General features: G+C 49.1%; 20 protein-coding genes. 9 read left to right on the top strand and 11 right to left on the bottom strand.

Features of this window, described 5'->3' with window-relative positions:
- Nucleotides 1-56: 56 nt before the first annotated feature.
- Complete coding sequence (locus Q1B04_RS08020) at nucleotides 57-587, bottom strand: HAD family hydrolase (RefSeq protein WP_299757819.1); 531 nt, start codon at nucleotides 585-587, stop codon at nucleotides 57-59.
- 129 nt (nucleotides 588-716) lie between these two features.
- On the opposite strand from Q1B04_RS08020, the gene hemG reads away from it, so the two are divergent.
- From hemG to Q1B04_RS07980, 8 genes are all read left to right on the top strand, one after another.
- A complete protein-coding gene (gene hemG / locus Q1B04_RS08015; RefSeq protein ID WP_299757816.1) occupies nucleotides 717-2,063 on the top strand; it encodes a protoporphyrinogen oxidase in 1,347 nt (448 codons plus the stop codon).
- A 17-nt stretch (nucleotides 2,064-2,080) separates the two neighbouring features.
- The gene (locus Q1B04_RS08010; RefSeq protein WP_299757814.1) at nucleotides 2,081-2,815 is read left to right on the top strand and encodes a polyprenol monophosphomannose synthase; all 735 of its coding nucleotides are present in this window, start codon (nucleotides 2,081-2,083) and stop codon (nucleotides 2,813-2,815) included.
- Between the two features lie 315 nt (nucleotides 2,816-3,130).
- Nucleotides 3,131-4,072 (top strand): TerC family protein, encoded by a 942-nt coding sequence (locus Q1B04_RS08005; protein ID WP_299757811.1) that lies wholly within the window; start codon nucleotides 3,131-3,133, stop codon nucleotides 4,070-4,072.
- A gap of 320 nt (nucleotides 4,073-4,392) precedes the next feature.
- Nucleotides 4,393-5,499, top strand: a complete 1,107-nt coding sequence (locus tag Q1B04_RS08000; RefSeq protein WP_299757808.1) for a chorismate mutase — start codon at nucleotides 4,393-4,395, stop codon at nucleotides 5,497-5,499.
- A gap of 192 nt (nucleotides 5,500-5,691) precedes the next feature.
- A complete protein-coding gene (locus Q1B04_RS07995) occupies nucleotides 5,692-6,555 on the top strand; it encodes a prephenate dehydratase domain-containing protein (RefSeq protein WP_299757805.1) in 864 nt (287 codons plus the stop codon).
- 4 nt (nucleotides 6,556-6,559) lie between these two features.
- Nucleotides 6,560-7,741: an aminotransferase class I/II-fold pyridoxal phosphate-dependent enzyme gene (locus Q1B04_RS07990; protein ID WP_299757802.1), complete on the top strand. Its 1,182-nt coding sequence runs from the start codon at nucleotides 6,560-6,562 to the stop codon at nucleotides 7,739-7,741.
- Between the two features lie 2 nt (nucleotides 7,742-7,743).
- The gene (locus tag Q1B04_RS07985; protein WP_299757800.1) at nucleotides 7,744-8,853 is read left to right on the top strand and encodes a chorismate mutase; all 1,110 of its coding nucleotides are present in this window, start codon (nucleotides 7,744-7,746) and stop codon (nucleotides 8,851-8,853) included.
- Nucleotides 8,854-8,991: 138 nt separating this feature from the next.
- The gene (locus tag Q1B04_RS07980; RefSeq protein ID WP_299757797.1) at nucleotides 8,992-9,318 is read left to right on the top strand and encodes a DUF3817 domain-containing protein; all 327 of its coding nucleotides are present in this window, start codon (nucleotides 8,992-8,994) and stop codon (nucleotides 9,316-9,318) included.
- A 562-nt stretch (nucleotides 9,319-9,880) separates the two neighbouring features.
- Here the strand turns inward: Q1B04_RS07980 and Q1B04_RS07975 are convergent.
- Nucleotides 9,881-10,909 (bottom strand): bile acid:sodium symporter family protein, encoded by a 1,029-nt coding sequence (locus tag Q1B04_RS07975; RefSeq protein ID WP_299757795.1) that lies wholly within the window; start codon nucleotides 10,907-10,909, stop codon nucleotides 9,881-9,883.
- Nucleotides 10,910-10,993: 84 nt separating this feature from the next.
- Nucleotides 10,994-12,979, bottom strand: a complete 1,986-nt coding sequence (locus tag Q1B04_RS07970) for a biosynthetic peptidoglycan transglycosylase (protein WP_299757793.1) — start codon at nucleotides 12,977-12,979, stop codon at nucleotides 10,994-10,996.
- Nucleotides 12,980-13,332: 353 nt separating this feature from the next.
- On the opposite strand from Q1B04_RS07970, the gene purB reads away from it, so the two are divergent.
- On the top strand, nucleotides 13,333-14,691 hold the full coding sequence (gene purB / locus Q1B04_RS07965; RefSeq protein WP_299757791.1) for an adenylosuccinate lyase: 1,359 nt from the start codon (nucleotides 13,333-13,335) through the stop codon (nucleotides 14,689-14,691).
- Nucleotides 14,692-14,776: 85 nt separating this feature from the next.
- Here the strand turns inward: purB and Q1B04_RS07960 are convergent, their stop codons facing one another.
- From Q1B04_RS07960 to Q1B04_RS07925, 8 genes are all read right to left on the bottom strand, one after another.
- On the bottom strand, nucleotides 14,777-15,562 hold the full coding sequence (locus Q1B04_RS07960) for an NAD(P)H-binding protein (protein ID WP_299757789.1): 786 nt from the start codon (nucleotides 15,560-15,562) through the stop codon (nucleotides 14,777-14,779).
- Nucleotides 15,563-15,668: 106 nt separating this feature from the next.
- On the bottom strand, nucleotides 15,669-16,190 hold the full coding sequence (locus tag Q1B04_RS07955) for a GNAT family N-acetyltransferase (RefSeq protein ID WP_299757786.1): 522 nt from the start codon (nucleotides 16,188-16,190) through the stop codon (nucleotides 15,669-15,671).
- Between the two features lie 88 nt (nucleotides 16,191-16,278).
- Nucleotides 16,279-17,427: a glycosyltransferase gene (locus tag Q1B04_RS07950; RefSeq protein ID WP_299757784.1), complete on the bottom strand. Its 1,149-nt coding sequence runs from the start codon at nucleotides 17,425-17,427 to the stop codon at nucleotides 16,279-16,281.
- Complete coding sequence (locus tag Q1B04_RS07945) at nucleotides 17,428-18,402, bottom strand: glycosyltransferase family 2 protein (protein ID WP_299757782.1); 975 nt, start codon at nucleotides 18,400-18,402, stop codon at nucleotides 17,428-17,430. It lies immediately after the preceding gene.
- A gap of 3 nt (nucleotides 18,403-18,405) precedes the next feature.
- Nucleotides 18,406-18,948 (bottom strand): DUF4199 domain-containing protein, encoded by a 543-nt coding sequence (locus Q1B04_RS07940; protein WP_299757780.1) that lies wholly within the window; start codon nucleotides 18,946-18,948, stop codon nucleotides 18,406-18,408.
- Between the two features lie 28 nt (nucleotides 18,949-18,976).
- A complete protein-coding gene (locus Q1B04_RS07935; RefSeq protein ID WP_299757778.1) occupies nucleotides 18,977-19,486 on the bottom strand; it encodes a DUF4199 domain-containing protein in 510 nt (169 codons plus the stop codon).
- A gap of 61 nt (nucleotides 19,487-19,547) precedes the next feature.
- Nucleotides 19,548-20,813: a dihydroorotase gene (locus tag Q1B04_RS07930; protein WP_299757776.1), complete on the bottom strand. Its 1,266-nt coding sequence runs from the start codon at nucleotides 20,811-20,813 to the stop codon at nucleotides 19,548-19,550.
- Between the two features lies 1 nt (nucleotide 20,814).
- Complete coding sequence (locus tag Q1B04_RS07925) at nucleotides 20,815-22,812, bottom strand: BatA domain-containing protein (RefSeq protein ID WP_299757771.1); 1,998 nt, start codon at nucleotides 22,810-22,812, stop codon at nucleotides 20,815-20,817.
- Between the last annotated feature and the right edge of the window lie 185 nt (nucleotides 22,813-22,997).

Below are 22,997 nucleotides of genomic sequence, written 5' to 3'. Positions count from 1 at the left end.
GCCTGCTTACATGATCCATAATTCCAAGTAAGTATACTTAAAACATCAGATTATTCCTATACTTCCCCACCTGACTTTGCAAGTATAAACTGCGCCGCCTCCCACAGATCTGCCATTTGCCATACATGTGCGTTGGGTTCATACTTGTCGCCAACCAGAATACCCTTCACTCCTACTTTCTCGGCAGCTTCCAGGTCGCGCAGGGAGTCGCCTACCATCCAGCTTTGGGCGGGGTCGATGTTATACTTTGCGATGGCCTTTTCCAGCATCAGGCTGTCGGGTTTGCGCGAGAGGGAGGCGGAGAAATTCGGATGGCCGGGAGCCATGTAATGGGCATCAATCAGGGAGTTGCAGGTGTCCTGAAGTTTGCGGTGGCAGGCCAAAACATCTGTTTTTTTGTACAATCCTTTGGCTACCCCTCCCTGGTTTGTAACCACTATCAGCAAATAGCCGTTCTTCTTCAACAACCCAAGCGCCTCAGGCACGCCGGGCAGCACTTCAAAATCTTCCAATGCATACGTATAGTCGCCGCGCTCACGGTTCAGCACGCCGTCACGGTCCAAAAAAATACACTTTTGCTTCTGCATGTGGCATAGTAAGTATGGGTGAGGCGCTAAATTACACATTTAAACGTTTAAGCTAGAAACCGTTGGTCTGCACAGTAAAAGCCAGCGGCCAGACACACGCCAAAATAACTTTAACAGAAGCAGCAGTAGATGAGAGTAGCGATTATTGGAGCAGGCATATCGGGATTGGCGCTGGCATATTATTTACAGAAGCTAGGCATCCCGTACGACCTCCTGGAGGCCGGCAGCCAGGTAGGAGGCAATATCCGTTCTGTTAAAATAGGCGATTACCTGCTGGAGTTAGGCCCGAATTCTATCCAATTATCACCGGAGGTTGCCGACCTGATTCGAGAGCTGAAACTGGAGCAGGAGGTGCTGCCTGCCGCCGACAACAGCCACAATCATTTTGTGCTGCGCAACGGAGCGTACCGCCAGTTGCCCCTCACACCATTCTCACTTCTTTCCGATAACTGCTTCTCCTGGAAAGCCCGCTACCGCATGCTGCAGGAAAAGAACATTCCGGTTGCCGGCCACGAGTACGAAACAGTATCCGAGTTTTTTGAGCGCCGCTTTGGCCCCGATGTGCTGGAGTATGCAGTAAACCCATACATAGCAGGCATGTACGCCGGCGACCCAAACAAGCTGCTGATCCGGAAAACATTTCCGCAGCTAAAGGCGCTGGAGTTAGCGCATGGCTCTGTCCTGAAAGGGCTGTCGCAGACCCCGGCAGAGACAGACCTGCTAAAGTCTTTCTCGTTTGTGGATGGCATGTATACACTGCCGCAAGCCATTGCCGATAAGCTGATCTCGCTGCACACCGAGCACCGTGTAGAAATGGCTACCCGCAGCCAGGGCAAGTATATTGTTAGCTGCTCCTCCCCTACCGATACGGACACCGAGGAGTATGACCTGCTGGTTTTGGCTCTTCCCGCGCATCATGCTGCCGGCCTGCTGCATTATACGTTTCCCGGCATGGCTGCTGCGCTGCAAAACATCTATTACCCGCCCCTGTCGGTGGTGCATTCTGTTTACAACCGCCGCGACCTGGCTAGCCCGCTAGAGGGCTTTGGTGCCATGCACCCTAAATCAGAGGATGCCTTTACGAGCCGGTCTATCTGGAGCAGTTCGGTTTTTAGTGGCCGCTGTCGCCCGCACGAGGTACTTTTTACAACGTTTGTGGGCGGGGTGCAGTCAGAGCACCTGGCTTTAACAAACCGCGAAACGCTTTTAAAGCAGGTTCACGAAGAGCTGAAAGCGCTCCATGGCATCACAGCCGACAGCCCTAACTTTCAGTACACGCACCTCTGGCAAGAGTCCCTTCCGCAATATGACATCCATATTGAAGATGCACACGACATGGCTCAAACACTGGAAAATGACGGCATGTATATTGCCGCTAACTGGCATGCAGGCATGTCTGTTACAAGCTGCATCAGGCATGCGAAAGAAATTGCAGGTAAAATTAATTCTATCAGGGTTCATGCTCACAATAGCTGATTAGCTATATTTGAAGCATGAAAGATGCGTTGGTGATCATCCCAACTTATAATGAGCGGGAAAATGTAGAAACGATGGTGCGCAGGGTAATGTCCTTGAGCCACCCGTTCGAGCTATTGATCATTGACGACGGCTCTCCGGATGGCACTGCCGATATCGTGCGCCAACTGCAGCTGGAGTACCCTGAACGCCTGCACCTGGAAACCCGCCAGGGCAAACTTGGCCTGGGCACTGCTTATATCCACGGATTTAAGTATGCGCTGCGCCACGGTTATGAGTATATCTTTGAAATGGACTGCGACTTCTCGCACAACCCGGAAGATTTGCTGCGCCTTTACGATGCCTGCGCCAACCAAGGCTACGATGTGGCCATTGGCAGCCGCTACGTGCAGGGTGTAAATGTGGTAAACTGGCCAATGAACCGCGTGCTAATGTCTTGGTTTGCTAGCTGGTATGTGCGCCTGGTAACAGGTATGCCCATTCACGATACTACGGCCGGTTTCAAATGCTACCGCCGCAAAGTGCTTGAAACCATACAGCTCAACGAGATTCGCTTTGTGGGCTACGCTTTCCAGATCGAGATGAAGTTTCTGGCTTATAAGTATGGTTTTAAGATAAAGGAAGTGCCTATCATTTTTACAGATCGCACCAAGGGCGTTTCTAAAATGTCGTCGGGTATTTTTAAGGAGGCCGTTTTAGGTGTCATCAAAATGAAAGTAAACAGCTACTTCCGCCACTTCGACCGGTACTAACCAGAATCCTGATTTTAGTTTGGCTGCTTTACCTCACCTTTCTAGTATAGTTTGCCGGGCAACATAACATTCTTCTCGCTTTTATACTTCTTTTAATGGCTCTTATAGGATACAGCTAGAGGCGCAGCAAGAGTGCTTATAGAGTCTAATTCACAGCGGCACAAAGTATAGTTTTTCATACTATTTTCGTTAAGCGTAAGCAGCGCAGCCGAAGCAGCTGCAAAGACTTTAAAATGCTTTTCTGAAAAGCGAAGCAAGTCTTGCTTCCCTTAGCTATATTTGGAACTTTGTAGAACAGCACAACATCCTTTCCCTATGGATAGCATTTATTTTTGGATCATATTTAACGCGTTTGTCATTGTGCTGCTCATCCTGGACCTTTTTGTGTTCCACCGCAAGGAGCACGAGGTTAAGATAAAGGAAGCCCTGCTCACCAGCCTGTTCTGGATTGTGCTGGCCCTGGGCTTTAATGTGCTCATCTACTTTTGGAAGGGCGAACAATCGGCTATGGAGTTTCTTACTGGCTACCTGATCGAGAAGTCGCTGAGCGTAGATAATCTTTTCGTTTTTATCCTGATTTTCAACTACTTCAAAGTCCCGCTTAGATACCAGCATAACCTGTTGTTCTGGGGAGTTTTCGGGGCGCTGGTGCTGCGTGCCATTTTTATACTTTTAGGAGTCGCGCTTATTGCCAAATTCCATTTCCTTATTTACATTCTGGGTGCTTTTTTAGTGTACACAGGCGTTAAAATGGCTTTCTCCAAAGATAACGAAGTGGACCCTGAGCACAACCCGCTGGTAAAGTGGGCCAGCAAGCACTTACGCATCACCAAAACTGCTGTAGGCGGAAAATTCTTCACTAAGATAGACGGTAAATGGTTTGCCACACCGCTGTTCCTGGTGCTGATCATGATTGAGAGTACCGATGTGGTTTTTGCCGCCGACTCCATACCGGCCATACTTGCCATTTCTAAAGATCCGTTCATAGTTTATACTTCAAATGTGTTCGCTTTGCTGGGTTTACGCGCTTTATACTTTGCGCTGGCCGGCATCATGCAGCTGTTCCATTACCTGCATTACGGCTTGTCGCTTATTCTGGCTTTTATAGGCGTCAAGCTGCTGCTCAGCGATATCTACCACATCGATATGAGCTATGCCCTGATGGCCGTTGGCGCTATTCTGGCAATTTCCGTTGCCGCATCCCTGCTGTTCCCCAAAAAAGAAAGCGAATTACCTGAGCCTCCTATAAAGCAATAAACAGCTGATTATCAACAAGTATATCTATACTTTAGCGATAGCTTTATAAAAATATATTTTGGTAAAAATTTGCTTTATTGGTTGCTTATACTTTATACTTGCTAAAAATAAAGACAAAGACATGCTTCAGCAACTAGCCTGCATTTATACGAATTCCTTTAAGGTGCTCCACACGGGGCTTCCGAGGTAATGTATTGTGCATCGTAAAGAGCTGTAGGATATAAACCACCAAGGGAGCCCCGCCACAAGCGGGGCTCTTTTGTTTTAAGCTAATTTCAAACTAAATCAACCAAAACCGAGATTTTTAACATGCCAAAACCATGAGAGCAAGTAGAACACCGATCAATGTAGCACAAAAAAGCAGCTTCCGACACGCAGACGGCAGCCTGGTGCTAATTGCGGGACCATGCAGTGCCGAAAGCGAAGAACAGATGCTGAAGACAGCCCAACAACTCAAAGCCATTAAAGGGATTAATGTGCTGCGAGCAGGAATCTGGAAATCGCGTACACGCCCTAATTCGTTTAAGGGTGTCGGTACGGTGGGGCTACAGTGGCTCGAAATGGTGAAAAAGGAAACCGGCCTGCGCACCGCCTGCGAAGTGGCCAATGCACAGCATGCCGAGGAGGCCATGAAACATGGTGTAGACATCCTGAGCATCAGCGGTCGCGCTACGGTAAACCCTTTCGCTATGGAGGAGATAGCCGCTGCCCTGAAAGGAACCGATATGCCTGTGCTGGTAAACAACCCGGTTTACCCGGACCTGGGCCTCTGGCTGGGTGCTCTGGAGCGCCTGAACCAAGCCGGTATCACGGACCTGGGCTTGATAAACCGTGGCTTTGCCGCCGATGAGCAGTACCCGTACCGCAGCCACCCGCGCTGGGACCACATGCTGCAGCTACAGGAGATGCACCCGGAACTACCTATACTTTGCGATGCCGCGCACATTGCCGGCCGCCGAAGCCTGCTGTACCCAGTTAGCCAAAAAGCTGTAGATTTAGGTGTGGATGGCTTGCTGTTCGAATCGCACATGAACCCGGCAGGGGCACTTAGCAGTCCGCAGCAGCAGCTGATGCCGCAGGAACTGGACCTGCTCATCAATGCCATCGAATCCAAAGTAAAGCTGGATGGCACGAACCATTTGGTGGAGCAACTCGATGACCTGAGCCAGCAGATGGACAGCGTTGATAAGGCGTTGGTGGACCTGTTGCTTCGCCGCCGCGAGGTATCGCAGAAGATAAGCCTGCACCAGATGGGCGATGTGCAGGAGAGCCTTGAGGTAAGTCGTTGGCAGCAGGAGTTGGATGCCTGGCTACAGCGCGACGACTACACCGACATGGACAGCAGTTTTGTCAGAACGCTGATGGAGGCGCTACAGCAGCATCGCCAAAACCCGCAGGGACGTATAGGCTCTACTGCCGTAGCATAATATAATTTTGATAAGAGATAAAGTATAAACTGATGCCACACAACACATTTTATTTTAGCTATTACTTTTTTGGTTCTCCGCCGGGGCTCCACAGGTAATGCTATTGTGTTTACGAAACGCATCGAAGTATAAACCAAAGAAGCCCCGCCACAAGCGGGGCTTCTTCTTTTTCAACCCCTCAACACTCTAACCATGAACAGAACCAAAATTGCCATACAAGGTGGCCCGGCTTCCTTCCATGATGCAGCGGCCAGGCTGCTGCAAACCGGAAAAACGATTGAAACACTAAACTGCACCACCTTCCGCAGGCTTTGTGCCGCGCTACAGCAGCAAGAGGTAGATGCCGCCGTAATGGCTATTGAAAATACTTTGGCCGGGAGCCTCTTAGCCAACTACGCTTTGCTGCTGGAGCACCACCTGCACATAACTTCAGAACTTTGGCTGCCCATAGATCAGACCCTGATAGCGCTGCCCGGGCAATGTATACAGGATATCCGGAAAGTGCTCTCGCACCCGGTGGCGCTGACGCAGTGCAGTGGTTTTCTGCAAAAGCACCCACACCTGCAGCCTCAGCAATCACACGATACTGCAGACAGCGCTAAAACTATACAGGAGCAGCAACTGAAGAACACCGCAGCCATAGCCGGAAAAGTAGCCGCAGCACTATATGATTTGGAAATTCTGGCAGAAAACATAGCTGATACCACTGACAACCATACCAGATTTCTGCTGCTGCAGCGTGAGCAGCCTGCTGTGCCTGCCACTGCCGATAAAGCCATACTTGCTTTCCGGAAGCCACTCCATACTTCTACTCTCACCCTGCTCCTGAGCCTGCTGCAGAAGCACCAGGTGGAGCTGACACTGCTGCAAAGCCTGCCATCTACGGATAGCAGAGGAAGTATGGTGGCAGAGGTAGAGGCGGAGCATGTGGAGCAGCTGCAGGAGGCTATCGCACATATCAGGCCGCTGGTGGAGGAGCTACAGGTGCTGGGGCTGCTGCAAAAAGCGGTTCACCCGGCTAAAGTATCAGAAAGAGAAACAGCAGCTATACTTTAAAGGCATGATCATACCAAAAGCAGACAGGTTGCAGCATGTGCAGGAGTACTACTTTTCGCGCAAACTGGCGGAGGTGCGGGCACTGCAGGCACAGGGCAGGGAAATCATCAACCTTGGCATCGGCAGCCCCGATATGGCTCCATCTGAGGCAACTATTGCGGCACTTACGCATTCGGCGCAACAACCTAGCAGTCACGGTTACCAGCCTTACACCGGGACAGCTAAACTCCGGCAGGCCATGCAGCAGTGGTATGCACAGGTGTACCTCGTAGAGCTACAGGAACAGGAGGTGTTGCCATTGGCAGGATCTAAAGAAGGCATTTTCCTTATCTCCATGGCTTTCCTGAACCCCGGAGATAAGGTGCTGGTGCCGAACCCCGGCTACCCGGCTTATGCCGCCGCAGCGCGCCTGGCTACTGCCGAGGCTGTAAATTATACTTTGGATGAAGCCACCGGTTGGCTGCCACAGCGGGAAGAACTCGAGCAGCTGGTGGCGCAGGGTGCTTTTAGACTGATGTGGATCAACTATCCGCACATGCCAACCGGTACTGCGGCTGCAACTGAAACGCTGGTGTGGCTAGCGGAATTTGCGCAACAGCATGGCCTGCTCCTCGTCAACGATAACCCTTATAGCCTGGTACTCCACCAACAGCCGCCGCTTAGCCTCTTAAGTATAGCCGGAGCCAAAGAAAACTGTCTGGAGCTGAACTCGCTGAGTAAATCGCATAACATGGCGGGTTGGCGTGTGGGCATGGTACTGGGGCGGCAGGAGTACCTTTCGGCCATACTTGCCGTGAAGAGCAACCTCGATTCGGGGCAACTGCTACCGGTGCAGGAAGCTGCCATCGCTGCCCTCCAGAATAGCGATTTCTGGCATACAGAACGCAATGTAGTATATGCGCAACGGCAGCAGTTGGCCCACCTTCTCCTGAACCAGATGAGCTGCACTTACCAAGCAAATCAGGCAGGGATGTTTATTTGGGCACTTGTTCCGAAGGAGATCGCTGATGTGGAGGCCTATTTAGACGAGCTACTTTATGAGCAGGGCATTTTCCTGACGCCAGGTAAAATATTCGGCAGCCAGGGCGAACGCTATATCCGAATCTCGCTCTGCGCGCCCGCCGCACAATTCAAAGAAGCCACCAAAAGAATCAAATCATCTCAAGAAATCAATAAAGAAGTATAAAAATGACTAACCCAACCAACCTTAAGACTGTTGCCAGCACAAAAATTTTAAACGGCGGGCCGCTGCCAACTGTAATTGCCGGGCCATGCAGCGCAGAGTCCGAAGAACAGATGCTACAGACGGCACGGGAGCTAAAGAAAGACCATCGAGTATCTATTTTCAGGGCGGGTATCTGGAAGCCGCGTACCCGTCCGGGCCTGTTCGAGGGCGTAGGTGCTGTGGGGCTGGAGTGGCTGCAGACGGTGAAGCGGGAAACAGGCCTGCAGACAGCCGTGGAAGTGGCCAACACGCAGCACGTGGAAGAAGCGCTAAAGCATGGTGTGGATATACTTTGGGTAGGCGCGCGCACTACCGTAAACCCGTTTTCGGTGCAGGAAATAGCTGATGCACTGCAGGGCGTGGATATTCCGGTGATGGTGAAGAACCCTGTAAACCCGGACTTACAATTGTGGCTGGGGGCGCTGGAGCGCCTGAGCCGCGCCGGCATTACAGACCTGGGGCTTATACACCGTGGTTTTTCTACTCCGAGTAACAAGCCGTACCGCAACCACCCAAAGTGGCAAACCATTCAGGAGATACGAAGCTTGGCTCCGGGCATTCCGCTGCTCTGCGACCCTAGCCACATTGCCGGTCGCCGCGACCTGCTAGAAACCGTGAGCCAGCAGGCGCTGCACCTGGGCGCGGACGGCCTGATGATCGAGACGCATATCAACCCAGATGTAGCCCTTAGCGATGCGGCCCAGCAAGTAACCCCAGCAGGCCTGGACAAGCTTCTGACCGTGCTGGACCTGGAATCGGAGCGGGTGGCGCAGCCAGAGCAGTTGCAGGACCTGCGCACCTTAATAGATAAACTAGACCATGAACTGCTCAACGTGCTGTTTCTTCGGTCGGATGTTTCAAAAAGAATCGGAGAGTACAAACGCGACAATGCACTGGATATTTATCAGGCCAGCCGTTGGCAGCAGCTACTGGAGAACAGGCTGAAAACTGCAGGCGACATTGGCTTGGATGAAGATTTTGTAAAAGCAATTTTCGACAGCATCCACAGCTTCTCGCTTGGTTTACAGAACGAGGTTTACGCAGCCCCCGCTACAGCTAATCCTGTGGAGTAGCTGTAGTACATTGTTATACTATAGATGTTAAATAACTGCCCCAGCCATACTTCCGTCGAATATTAGAAGCGTTATAAGGCACGTTTTGTACCTTTGCCGTGTTGCAAGGCAGCAACAAGTATTAAGTTATTAGCTCTCATGAAAACTCCTATTTCGCGCCTCCGCACGGTGGGCATCTACGAAGGTCTGTCTTACCTTATATTGCTGGGTATAGCAATGCCTTTAAAGTATATGTTTGATCTGCCTCTGTTTGTAAAGTATGTGGGCTGGGCGCACGGTGTCCTGTTCGTGCTCTACATGCTGGCGCTGCTGCAGGTAACGCTGGTGCACAACTGGGGCTTAAAAAAAATAGCGGCTGGTTTCATCGCCTCTCTGCTGCCCTTTGGCCCGTTTATTCTGGATAAAAAGCTATTGGATAAGGAAGAGGCTGCAGCGAAAGAGCAGAAGCAGGCACAAGTAGCGTAAGCTGCTTTTTAATACTTTGCAAAACGCCCATTTGCTTTGAAAGCAGGTGGGCGTTTTGCTTTTATGATACTTAATTTTTTGTAGTAGCCTCACTGGAGCAAGCGTCCGCTTATACCTTTAGCTGCTGCTGTTTAAAACATGAAACAAGCTACACATTCTAGTTGCTGCTGATCCTCAGTCCTAGAAGCGGCTTATTTCATTTCCGACTTTGGCTCCCTCAAGCCCGAGAGGGCTCGTCCTCGGGCATCGCGTGGTGTATTGAAGCTGCCATCGCTGCGCTGCAGGCTGCCTCACTCCGTTCGGCACCGCATCAATACAAGGCGCTCAACCCAAGTACTGGGATCAGTTCGATAGCCGCTGTTTATGCAACAGGAACTGAATTCCCCTCTCGGGAGGGGCAGGGGTGGGTTTACACCTGTAGGGACAGGTCGCGACCTGTCCGCGCTATACCAGCAGCAATGAAACTTATACTTTAGCCAAAGCAATAACAGGCTCCCCTTCTTTGACAAGGAGGGGCAGGGGTGGTTGGAACCGGTACAGAAGAAGTCCACTAAATCTGCTCTCAATCCACAACCTTCCTACGCGCCTCAGCCTGTGCTATTATGCTTGCAGCCAGCAGTTGCAGCGCATGGTATATCATGATGGGCAGTAAAATGATTCCGACCATGTTGCCTCCCGGAAAAAGCACTTTCGACATGACTGTGCCGTGCACCAACGATTTTTTAGAGCCGCAGAAGATAGCTGTGATCTGGTTTTCGCGGTTAAAGCCCAATAGTTTGGTAATACCATAAATGATTCCGTACATCAGGAAAAACAGCCCGATCATTGCGGCACCAAGTATAACAATATCCGTTATACTGTACCCGCTGAACATCTTCCGCGCAAACGATTCTGAGAATGACGTAAATACGATAAGCAGAATAATGACCTGATCAAACACACGCAACCTGCCTTTATGGCGCTCGGCAAAAGCGCCCCAGTAGCGGTGCAGCACTATACCTAACACCACTGGCAACAGCACCTGCAGCACCAGTTTCCCCATTACGCTACCCATATCAAAGCCCTCTGCGCTGGTCGTCAGGAAGAGGCCCATCCAAAGTGGTGTGATGAAAATACCCATCAGGCTGGAAATACTGGCGTTAAAAATAGCCCCCGGAATGTTCCCTCCTGCTATGGATACCATTACCACTGATGAGGAAACCGTGGAAGGCAGCGCCGCCAGGTAAAATACCCCCAGCCACAGCAGCTCCTGCGGAGTGTCTCTAAATAAAGTATACAGCGGCAAAATGAGCATCGGGAAAAATATAAATGTGCTTAACTGCACTACCAAATGCAGTCTCCAGTTGCTCAGGCCCACCTTCAGCTTCTCAGGACTCAGGCGCAGTCCGTAAAAAAAGAAAATAACTGACACGCCATAATTAGCCACATCGCCCAGCGAGACCGCCCCCCGGTCCACACCCAACTCCGGCCACAGGTAAGCCAGCACAATCATGCTTATAAGCGCCAGCAGAAACCAGTCGAGGCCCACACGTGCCGCCGCGGCACTAGCCCTTGGAATCAGTCCAACTAAGTTATCTTCGTTTTTCATCATCGCAAGTATACGCAACTATACTTTTGTAAAGCAAACAGCCCCTACAACTATCGCTGCAGGGGCTGCCTTTTATACTTTAGTTATTTAAAAATCCAGCATATCAATTGTCTCTAACTCGAACTGGCTGGTATCTTCTTCCACCGTAGAGGTATCGGGGTTCGTTACGATCAGGTCGCGGGCACGGCCGTAGAGGCGCACATTCGGGTACAGGTTTTCATACTCTTCCTGAGAAATTAGCCCACGGCGGCGCATAATGCCCCCGATCATGCGGTAGTATCCAGACTTCCAGCTACGTAGGTTTCCGGCACTGTCAAAAGAAGAACGGTAGCGCTTCGGGCTCGGAATAATACTGGTCAGGAAAATGGCCTCCGCCAGGTTTAGCTCCGACGGCTGTTTGCCAAAATAGAACCGCGAGGCATCTTTAGCGCCATACACATCCGGCCCCCACTCTATTATGTTCAGGTATACTTCAAACAGACGGTTTTTAGATACCAGGTCCAGGTTCTCGATCAGCCACACAATAATGGCCTCCTCTACCTTACGGGTTACTGTTTTCTGGCGCGTCAGGAAGACGTTTTTTACCAGCTGCATGGAGATGGTGCTGCCCCCACGGGCAAACTCCCCTTCTTTCAGATTTTTGATAATTGCCTGCCGGAAAGCCTCCTCATGAAAGCCGTTGTGGCTGTAGAAGCCCGCATCTTCAGCAGAAAGTATGGCATTGCGCAAGTATGGCGATATCTGGTTGATAGGCGCGTAAAACGGATTGGCAGGGCCAACGGTAAAAGTCCGCACCGGCTTGCCGTACTCAAACATAGTATGCGTAAACGAGCTGTTTATCTTTTCTATGTTGGTATTGCCCCATTCCACAATTTTGAAGTCTTCGGAGGCATCCAGATCAGAGTCAAACACCACCTGCTCCAGGCTATCCATGTTCAGGTGAAATTTCAGATCATATTGCAACCAACCTTCGGCCCTGATCCCTTCCAGGTTCTCGAACAATCCGGGCGGCAGCGAGCTGAAAAAATCATTGCCGGGCACTTGCTCCGTTTTTACCTTCAGGTCAAAGATCTTGGAGGTTTCGTTGTGATAAGCGGCGTATACATTGGCACGCGCTTTATTTACACGCACCTCTGTCAGGCTGTCTACCACATATAAATTCGGGCCAAGCGTTACCACATAATCTACGGCACCTTCTTCTACCATAATATCCTCATCGGCTAACTTAGGGTGGTTCAGCAGCATGTTGTTCACCATAGCCGAGCCGCTTACAGTAAGTTTGTCGTTGCGGTACTTTTTGTCCTGCAGGCTTATGTGCAGCGTGTCAAAGGCAACCATGGCATCAAACTTCTGCTGCACATAAGGCAATCTTATACCTGCTGTATCGGCTGTATACAAGCTGGCTGAAATATTATAGTCGCGCGGGTCTATGGTGCCTTTTACAAGCAGGTTATTCACCAGCGAGTCGGTGCGCACGTAAAGTTCCGAATTGATATTGCCATCATCTATCAGCAAGTAAGGCATCCGAATATCTATAGTGCGGTTTGTAGAAGTATAAGAGGCGTTCAGGTTCTTGAAATCCACCTGGTCCGGCACGTTATCAAAGGCTGTTTCGAGCAGGCGGTTCAGCAGCTGTCCGTAGTTGCGGCCAGTGCCGGTGGTGTCTGCAGGCTGTTCAGGCGCTTCTTCATCTTTTTTCAGGAGGAAATCGAAATTAGTAACCTCTCCTTTTTTCACGGCTGTCAGGTAGCTGTCGTTTACCACCAGGCGTTTAAATACAATGCGCCCTTTAAAAAGCGAACGGAAACCAACCGTGGCATGCACGCTGTCAGTCACAAATAGCGTGTCCTGCTTGAGCGGCACCAGCGAAATATCACTTAACACCACAGAAGTCCAGTCTACAAACTCGGCATTGCCGATTTTGAAGTCTACAGGGTACCGGTTCTCTACCTTGGCAATAACACGCTCAATGGTATAATTAAGCAGACGGCTCCTGAAAGCGAATAGCAGCACAAACAAGAGTACAACGAAGGCTAGCACACCGCCAACCCAGATAAGAATTTTATTTTTCAAACGATGGTCCAAAATAGAATATGGTGCGAATTAACTAATAAGATTTGTATCAAAAAAAGCAGTGCGCATTAATACAGGTTTTTCGCTATATAATGACGCATGAATTTACCTATTCAACACTTATTACGGCTACAGCCCCGATAGGATATATCAGCCATAGCCTTAGCTGCAAGCTTAGTGCCAAAGATGATTGACACACAACGCTTTAACTTAGTTCACAATCAACAAGTTGCGCATATGCAAAGGGCATCAGGGGGCGGCTGCAAAGTATAAAGTATAACTCCGAAGCTGCAGAATTGGCTTCGTGTAGCAAACCTGTGTATCTTTGAACAGGAGAACCACATCCCCAAACCATGAACCTGACAACACTTACCGCTATCTCGCCGGTAGATGGCCGTTACCGCCGCCACACCAGCGACCTTGCCCCCTATTTTTCTGAATTTGGCCTGATCCGATACCGCGTTCTGGTAGAGGTGGAATACTTTATTGCGCTTTGCGAGCTGCCGCTGCCGCAGCTGCAGCATGTTAACTCAAGCCTTTTTCCGGAGCTGCGCGGTATCTACGAGAACTTTACGGAGCAGGACGCCCTGACCATTAAGGAAACGGAGAAAACCACCAACCATGATGTAAAGGCCGTAGAATATTTTCTGAAAGAGAAGTTTGACCAGCTGGGCCTAAGCGAGCACAAGGAGTTTATCCATTTCGGACTTACCTCCCAGGATGTAAACAACACGGCCATACCGCTCTCCCTGCGTGAGGCGCACGAGCACGTGCTGCTGCCAACTTACCAGGCCATACTTCAAACGCTTCAGGGGCTGGCGCAACAGTGGGATAGTATACCCATGCTGGCCCACACACACGGACAGCCTGCCTCGCCAACACGTTTGGGCAAGGAAATTATGGTGTTTGCCGAGCGAATGCAGCGCCAGCTGGACTTGCTTCGTCAGGTGCCATTTTCTGCCAAGTTTGGTGGAGCAACCGGCAACTTTAACGCTCATCACGTAGCTTACCCAAGTATAAACTGGCCAGAGTTTGGCAACCGCTTTGTGCAGGAGCAGCTTGGCCTTATGCGCAGCCAGTACACCACCCAAATAGAGCATTACGATAACCTGGCTGCCTATTTTGATGGCCTCAAGCGCCTGAACACGATTCTGCTGGACTTTTCGCGGGATGTGTGGCAGTATGTGTCGATGGGATACTTTAAGCAAAAGATAAAAGCCGGTGAGGTAGGGTCTTCTGCCATGCCGCACAAAGTAAACCCGATAGATTTTGAAAACGCCGAAGGTAATTTAGGTATCGCAAACGCCCTATTTGAGCATTTGTCAGCCAAACTGCCTATTTCGCGCCTGCAACGCGATTTAACAGACTCAACTGTGCTGCGCAACGTTGGTGTGCCGCTGGCGCATGCGTTGATAGCCTTAAAATCCCTGGAGAAAGGTATAGGCAAACTGGAGCTTAATGAGGCGGCTTTGCACGCGCACCTGGAGGATAACTGGGCTGTGGTAGCCGAGGGCATCCAGACGGTGCTACGCCGCGAAGGATACCCGCAGCCATACGAGGCCCTGAAAGAACTGACCCGCAAGAACGAGAAGATGACCGAGGAGCGCATTCATACTTTCATCGATACGCTGCAGGTAAGCGATGAGGTGAAGGCGGAGCTGAAAAATATATCTCCGTTCAACTACACCGGTGTAAAGCAGCTTATTGGATAATTGCCTCAATAGTATAAAATGAGAATCCCCGGCAGCCTGAGTTGCCGGGGATTCTCATTTTAGCTAAATCTATACTTAAAGATTTTTAGACGAAACTCACCTGCAGGTCGTGCTTCAGGAAATACTCCAAACTGAAGCGTTTATCAGTTCCAGGTTTATAGTTCTCAGGCCTTGGCTCCACCTCAAAATCGCCATCGTTAAAAGGTTTATAAAAGTGGCTGTTCTCTGGAGTATAAGGCAACTGCTGGTAAGTAACTCCTGCCGCCGCCGCCAGTTCTGCCATACTATAATCTCGCTCGCCAAGTATAGCTTCCACCTGTTTACCTGTAAAACCCTGCTGCTGCAGATGCTGGGCGGCTATGCAAGCCACTTCGTAAGAGGAAATGTAGGGCAGCTTCAGGTTCGGCAGGTATGGCGTGTGAAGCCCCCAATTCAGGTTCTCGAAAAAATTGCCACAACGCAGGTGCAGCAAGTGCTGTGGCAGATTTTTATTCAACTCCTCCTCCAGCGCCACCAGCTTGGTTGGCTTTCCGGATTTCTTAACAATGCTGTTGCTGATGTTGACGATATGCGTAACCGCTGTGTTTTGCAACAAATGCGCTAACCTTTGTGCAGTGGTAGATACATCAGCAAAAGCATCATCTGGCACGGTAAGGTAAACGCTGCTAGCTTTTTGGAGCGCCTGGTGCAGAAAAGCATCATCATTAAAATCGCCTTCTAAAATTTCTGCCTTGCCCTCAAACTGCGCCAGGCGGCTACGGCTGCGGCCCATTACACCTACCTGCGCGCCTCTGTTCAGCAGCTCCTGCGCCACCTTGCCACCAATGTTGCCTCCGGCGCCTAGCACCAGTATATAATTTTTCTGTTTCATAGTTTGAGCTGAAGTCATACTTGTAAGCAAAATAAATCTACGCTGCCAAAGTATAAGTAGCCATTAGGCAGACAGCTGCGCATAAAAGCCAGAAAGCAGCAGTGCCTTACCAAGGCAGCCCGTTTAGGTTAATGTATTTGGGTTTATAAAGGAGCAGATTGTTCGCTGGAAGCAACATAACATTGGAATCATAAAGTTGCTCGCCAGTTGGCTGATAATAGTATAGCTCACACTCTTCCAGCTTATTCCAACCCAAACGGCTGTAGAACGGCAACAGAGCATCAGCACAAAGCAGCAGCGCGTAGGCACAGCTTAACTCTTCGAAAACAAATTTCTCTGCCTCACGCAAAACTTTGCTGGCGTAGCCTTTACCCCGGAATGCCTTTGGAGTAATCACGTTATTGATTCCGGCTACTTTATATAGCTGCCCATCCATATTTACCTCCCGCAGCACCACATGGCAAACCGTGGCTATCTCGTCATTCTCATACATCGTCAGCACCCACTCTGGCTCCGCCCATTCGCGCTCCTGCACAAAGGCGATGTGCCCAAATTCTTCCTCAATAAACTGATGGAGTATACTTCTGGCAGAAGGCATTAGTTCACTATACTTTTCAATCTTGATCATCTGCAAATATATACTGATAGCTATATTTAAACCTGTAGAGATTTTAGAGTTATGGAAAAAGGATGATAATTTTTTTGAGAGAAACAGGCTATACTTTTACCTTTTCGGCCAGCTCCCACATGGCCTGCACAAAACGGCTCCAGCTAAAGCGCTTTTTATACTTTGAGATGTTGTCTGAGAGCAAATTTGCGTTGCCGGAAGTATAGAAATGCTGTATGGCAGCGGCAATAGTTTGCGGCTGCGGCTCTACCACATACCCTACCTCACCGTGCGGCACCAACTCCGCAAGACCTCCGACGCGAGTTACCACCATCGGCTTGTTAAAATGATAGGCCACCTGCGTTACACCGCTTTGGGTAGCGTGTTTGTAAGGCTGCACTACCAGGTCGGCGGCGCAAAAGTAGTGGCGTACTTCATCGTTAGGTATAAAATCGGTGCGTAGTATAAGCTTATTCTGCAGCTGCAGCTCTTCGATAAGTTGGTGATAAGGCGCGGCATCCTCGTAAAACTCACCGGCAACAATAAGCTTCAGGTGCTGCAGCTCTTTTACCTGCGGGTCGGCCATAGCCTGCAGCAGCAGGTCTAAGCCTTTGTAAGCTCGGATAAAACCGAAAAAGAGCAGGTACTTATACTTTGGATCGATACCTAAGGCAGCACAAGCGGCTTCCTTAGTCTCAGCCTCCCCAAAATTATCATAAAGCGGGTGCGGCAAGTATACGCTCGGTTTCTTCGGCTCAAACTGCTCTAGGTCCTGCTGCACCGACCGCGATAAGGTAACAAAGCCGTGGCAGGAACCTAAAAAATATTTGGTGAAAGGCACATCACCGGGGCGCTTCTCGTGCGGCACCACATTATCTGTGATAGCCAGAATGCGGCTATACTTATTTCTGTGGATGATGCGGGCTATGGTACCCAATGCCGGCCCCATAAACGGCAGCCAATAACGAAACACTACCAGATCGGGCTGCTGCTTTTTTATGTACTGCCCAGCGCGCCACCAGCTTAGCGGGTTTACAGAGTTTATCAGCACTTTTATAGCTAACCCAGCTGGTGCAGGCTCTGTGGTAAACTGGCTCTTGCCCGGGAATAGAAAAGACGGGTACTGCAGGCTGAAAGTAACTATTTCTACCTCACAACCTGCTTCCTGAAAAGCATAAGCCATCCGCTCGTTAAACGTGGACATACCGCCGCCACGCAGCGGGTGCGCTGGCCCGACTATGGTTACCCGCTTCGCCATTTACTTTTTTATGGAGCCTACTTTATCGCGGATCAGGTACTCGTTGCGCTTGCTGGCAGCCATAGCAATCATCTCGGCCAGGAAACCAGCCAGAAAAAGCTGCACACCAAGTATAACAGCCACTAACGCCAGGAAGAACAGCGGCTGGTCTACAATATCGCGTACGCGGCCCTCTGAGTAAAGTCCGAACAACTTCTGCATGATCAGCCAAACCGTTATGCCCAAGCCCACAACAAACATGAGCGTACCCAACGAACCGAAGAAGTGCATCGGGCGCTTTTTAAAACGGCTGACAAAGGTAATGGAGAGCAGGTCCAGGAAACCGTACACAAAGCGCTCCAGCCCGAACTTTGTAGTGCCATACTTGCGCTCCTGGTGCTGCACCACCTTCTCGCCTATCCTTGTAAAGCCGTTCCATTTGGCTATAACCGGAATATAGCGGTGCATTTCGCCATGTACCTCTATGCTTTTTACCAGCAGCTGCCGATACGCTTTCAGGCCACAGTTAAAGTCGTGCAGCTGTATGCCGGATAGCTTTCGTGTGGCGGCATTAAAGAATTTAGTAGGGATTGTTTTGCTGACAGGATCAAAGCGCTTTCTTTTCCAGCCGCTCACCAGGTCATACTTCTGGTGCTTGATCATATCATAAAGCGCAGGAATCTCCTCCGGGCTATCCTGCAGGTCGGCATCCATGGTAATGACTACTTCGCCCTCGCAACGGCGAAAACCTTCGTTCAGGGCAGCAGACTTTCCATAATTACGGTTAAAGCTAATGCCTTTTACGGCTTTGTCCTCCTCACCTAAAGTATGGATTACCTCCCACGATCGGTCGGTACTGCCATCATCCACCAGTATTACCTCATAAGAAAACTCGTGCGCGTGCATCACTCTTCTGATCCAGCGCACGAGTTCAGGCAGCGACTCCTCCTCGTTGAAGAGCGGAACTACTACCGAAATATCGTAAGTGTATTGCATGTTTTATTCAAACTCCGGCCGCGATCTCTTCATAATAGCAGAGATAATCAGCGACAGGATCAGTCCTCCAAAAAGTCCGTTTTTTAATGCGCCCCAAAGCTGATTAACAGGTGTGTTTTCAGCCAGAATCGTTTCGCGCTGTTCCTCTATCACACTGTCATCAACACCAAGCATAATCATTTGTTCTAAAGCGGCATCCACCATTTTCTCTGGAATGGTTGGGTCTATAAACTGCACGTAAAGCATCGTAAAAAGCCCAGAGATGAAGCTGGCAATAACCATGGTAACTATACCTAGTATCAACCCTTGCATGTAGGTCATGTAGCCGCCGTTGCTTTTTCTGTAATCACGCATTGCCAAAACCAGGATGGTAATGGAAATAATTAACGATACAGCTAAGGCTAGAAAAATATTACCAAAGCTCTCCGTTATGTAGCCGTATAGAGAAAACACGATGGAAATAATACCTGCCAGCAGCCCCCATTTCAGAGCGGTTGGAAATACTGAAGGAGCCTTTTCAGTTGCAACGGGTTGATTGTCGGTCATAGTTATAGTGTTTATAGGTTAGATGAAATCATTTCCGGAAAAATACGGCGGCCACTAACGCGAAAATACTCCCCACGATTAGTCTCCACAAAAAGAAATCTGCTGCCTGAGTCGAGGGCGTAAGGTTTTCCAAGGCATTATACACATTTTTGTAAGCATCCTCCCCCAGTAGCTGTATCTGCTGCTCGCGCGTCTCCTCCAGCAAAGCCTGCATTTCTGTAATGTGGTTTTGCAAAATTACCGGCCCCACCAGGTATATAAGCACCAACACAAGCATCGCTGAACTCAATGCACTGTAAAACGCCACCGCTAACCCAACCCGCAGCCCTTTGCCAAAACTAAGTTCTGTCTCTATAAACTTTTTGTAGTACCGGATGGCCAGGAATATAAAGATTGGAATAGGCAAGTATGATATTCTACCCATATCGCCAAAAGGGTTATAGCCAACAAAGTATAGCAGTGCTACCAGCGCAAAGCAAACAATGCCACTCATTACGCCATAGCGTATCCCTACCCGCACAATTGTCTGATTAAACATGTCTTTCCCTCGGATAGAGTGTGCATTAGGCCAACTCTACCTAAATATAGGTATAAATATATTAAAAAGAATCGTTGAGCACTAACTGCCCTTTATGAATTGTTCCTAACACCGCCCCCTTCAGCTGTTGGCCTATAAACGGGCTGTTATGCGATTTCGACTTTAGGCTTTCCGTATTCGGAATCCAGTTCTGGGCAGGGTTAAATAAAGTTAGATTAGCTACCTCACCTTCAGCAATACGTACCTCAGGCAAACCCAGAATGCGCCTCGGGTTTACTGTCAGTTTCTCCAGAAGCACCTCCAGCGGTAAGTCCAGAGTTGTGTTAGCCACAGCAAAAGCTGTTTCTAAATTGATGATCCCGAATTCTGCCAGGTCGAACTCTAGTTTCTTAGCTTCCACATCCTGCGGCATATGCGCTGACACAACAGCGTCAATCGTCCCGTCTTTCAGACCTTCTTTGATGGCTGCACCATCCGCTGCACTCCTGAAAGGCGGCGTAACTTTATAGTTTGTGTCGAAGGCTTCGATTGTTTCATCGGTAAATGCCGCCTGATAGCTGGCTACATCACACGTTACCTGCAGCCCTTCAGCCTTTGCTTTGCGTATGGCCTCTACGGCGGCCGCAGTGGATATAAGCGAGAAGTGCATTTTACCGCCTGCGTAACGCAGCAGCTGCAGATCGCGGGTTACGGTCACCTCTTCGGCCAGGGAAGGTATGCCTTTCATACCCAAACGGGTGCTAGCCTCGCCCTCATGCATCTGTCCATTCTCAGTAAGGCGGGTGTGCTCAGGTCTGTTCATCAGCAGTCCATCGAATGGCTGCAGGTACTGTAGTGCCTTTAGTATAACATCTGCGCCTTGCAACGGATGTGTTCCGTCAGTAAAAGCTACTGCGCCTGCCTGGTACAGATCTATCATTTCTGTCAGGTCTTTCCCGTAGGTATCAACTGTTACTGCAGCAGCAGGAAGCAGCGTTACCGGCAAAGTATGGCTTTTGCTTTTGATATAGTTTATAGCGCCTTTCGTTTGAACCACCGGTTCTGTGTTAGGCAATAGTAGCACCTCGGTAAAACCACCAGCGGCGGCGGCGGCGGCAAGGCTTTCCAGGTCTTCTTTATACTCCAAGCCAGGCTCACCAGTGAAAGCCTGCATATCTACCCAACCAGGCGATACGCTTAAACCTTCGGCTTCTATGGTTTTGTCTGCCTCTTGATCTTCAGAACCAATGTATAAAATGACTCCGTTTTCTATCAGGATATTCTGCTGCTGCAGATGAAACTCGGACTGTGAATTGTAAATAGTTGCTGCTCGGAGAAGTACTTTCATGCTAGAGGAATCTAATAAGTGCTATTTCGGCCATCAGGAAAAACAGACACAATATTAGGCAATATTTCCAAAGCTTGACGCCAAAATATCTTTTTTCGAACTCACCTTTTACTGAAAAGGCGTCACCATAGTCATACACGTGAATATTTGCGCGTTCGTTTCCTATTAAAGCGCGCAGTTCGTCCGGAGAGTATTGCTCTAAGTATGACTCATCTTTAACATAATTAAAAGCCAGCGTTGCAACTACAGAATCTTGGAGCTGCAGGTTATAGAAACCGGCCTCGTGCATATCTGGCGGCACATTAAAAAACAGCTTGCCTCCTCTTACCTGCTGCTCCGGTATAAAAGCCACAGTATCTCTACGCAACTCATATACGCCTTCTTTTCGCATAGCAACAGCCGGAACTTGAATAGTGCCCCCGCCCAAAGTATACGCCAGCTGCTGTGCCTGCTTATAGCTACTAATTGCTAACCGATACATGATAGGAACGAACAGTGCATGATTAGGCAAGCTACTGAAGGACTCCGTTAGGGGTGTGGCCATTAAGTAGACAAAGCCACTGCCTCTGTCGAAGCGGGAGAGAAAAGGAGTTCCGCCTCTATACTTTAAAATATCATCTGCCGCCCTTGACCAAGCTAGGCTTCTCACAGCTGTTGGCATTTTAATACTAGGATCAAAATCAGAGAAGATACTTCGAAAGAAAGGGTGATTAGGGTCTGGTGCAGCCAAACTAGTTTTAGCTGCATTAGCACCTGTAAAATTAGCAGCCAAGCTCAGGTTCTGAAACAAAGAGGCATATGCACCATTGCTTTCGTTGGTGGGCGGAATTATTGTTAGTGTCCCTCCCTCTTTTACGTAATTTGCTACTGTAGCAGCAAGTGCTGTAGAAAGAGAATTTATACTATTCAGAATAACTATATCAGCGGCAGCTAAAGCAGCATAATTAATATTACCGCTCCCAAAAGAAGTATACTTAAAGAAAGACTCATTACCGTACAGCCGCTGCAGAGAAGTAGCCTGATCATCGGTGATTTCAACAATGTTGATTGGTGCTGATGGAGCCAGAACAAAATGATATGTATTATCAAATACGACAGGATAGTCTTCCAACTGTACATAAGCTTTCAGTGCGCCTACTCCAGAAGCTCTAAAAGTCATAACAGCATCTACAGACTGGTTAGCAGGAAGATCTATACTTAAAGCAGAAACTTGCTGCTCCTGAACAAATAATTTTACCGGTAGACCTTGAATAGCCTCATTACCATTGTTAGACAGTTTTACACGCAGCGCATTATCCGCCCCAGCTCGAATAAACTCATCTTCTAAGTATACAGAATCAATAGTGATATTTATAGTGCTGGCTGCTTTTAGAGGTACTAAATGTACTTGCGTCAAAGAATCTGCTTTATCAAGAACAGAAGGCACAAAACTGTTCTTTTGGAAATCTGAAATGATAAATAAATTAGATGCTTTATTTGTAAAAGCGGAACCAGGCGCAAAAGCCTTAGCCGAAAAATCAAGTTCATCTAGCACAGTACGCGCTTCTCCACGCTGCATTGAGGAGCCATGGTTAAGCTTTTCTGAAGACGAAATTTTAAAAGCTGCAGATGCAGGAAAGAGATCAGAAATTACCTTCGCCCGATCAGTAGCCACGTTTAATAGCAACAGGTCTTCCTCCTGATGCAGGTTTTGCATACTAAATGAATTATCAACTGCTATACTTACATCTGCATCATCCACTACTGTAGCGGCATCCGAAGCTGGCAGAAAAGGCTGCGCAAAAGCAAGCACTAAAAACGTTATAAAGAGAATACGGGAAACAAGTATCAGTAAATCCTTAAGATTCCTATGGCTGGCTGTAAGGTCTTTAGAAACTTGAATAAATCTTACATTACTAAACATGATTCGCTTGGCACGCCTTAGTTGCACCAGGTGAAGGATAATAGGTACAGCCACGGCTGCCAGTGCAAACAGAAAAGACGGAAACAGAAATGCCATAGCTCAAGTTAAAGAGGAGCAGAGGAAAAAACAACTGCTCTCGAGCTATACTTCAAAATGTAATAGTAAGTTAGATTCTTAAGAGGTTGGATCTGTCGGCCTCCCCCTTTCTGCTGCTGCGGGCAACCCTGGCTGCCGCAGCTTTTGGGTATGTTGTGGTGTGAAAAAGGAAAAGGGGGGCAGCG

The organism is uncultured Pontibacter sp. (assembly GCF_947495565.1).
Taxonomy (GTDB): domain Bacteria; phylum Bacteroidota; class Bacteroidia; order Cytophagales; family Hymenobacteraceae; genus Pontibacter.
Note: the sequence above shows the minus strand (reverse complement) of the source record. Positions and strands in the feature narration are given on the sequence as shown.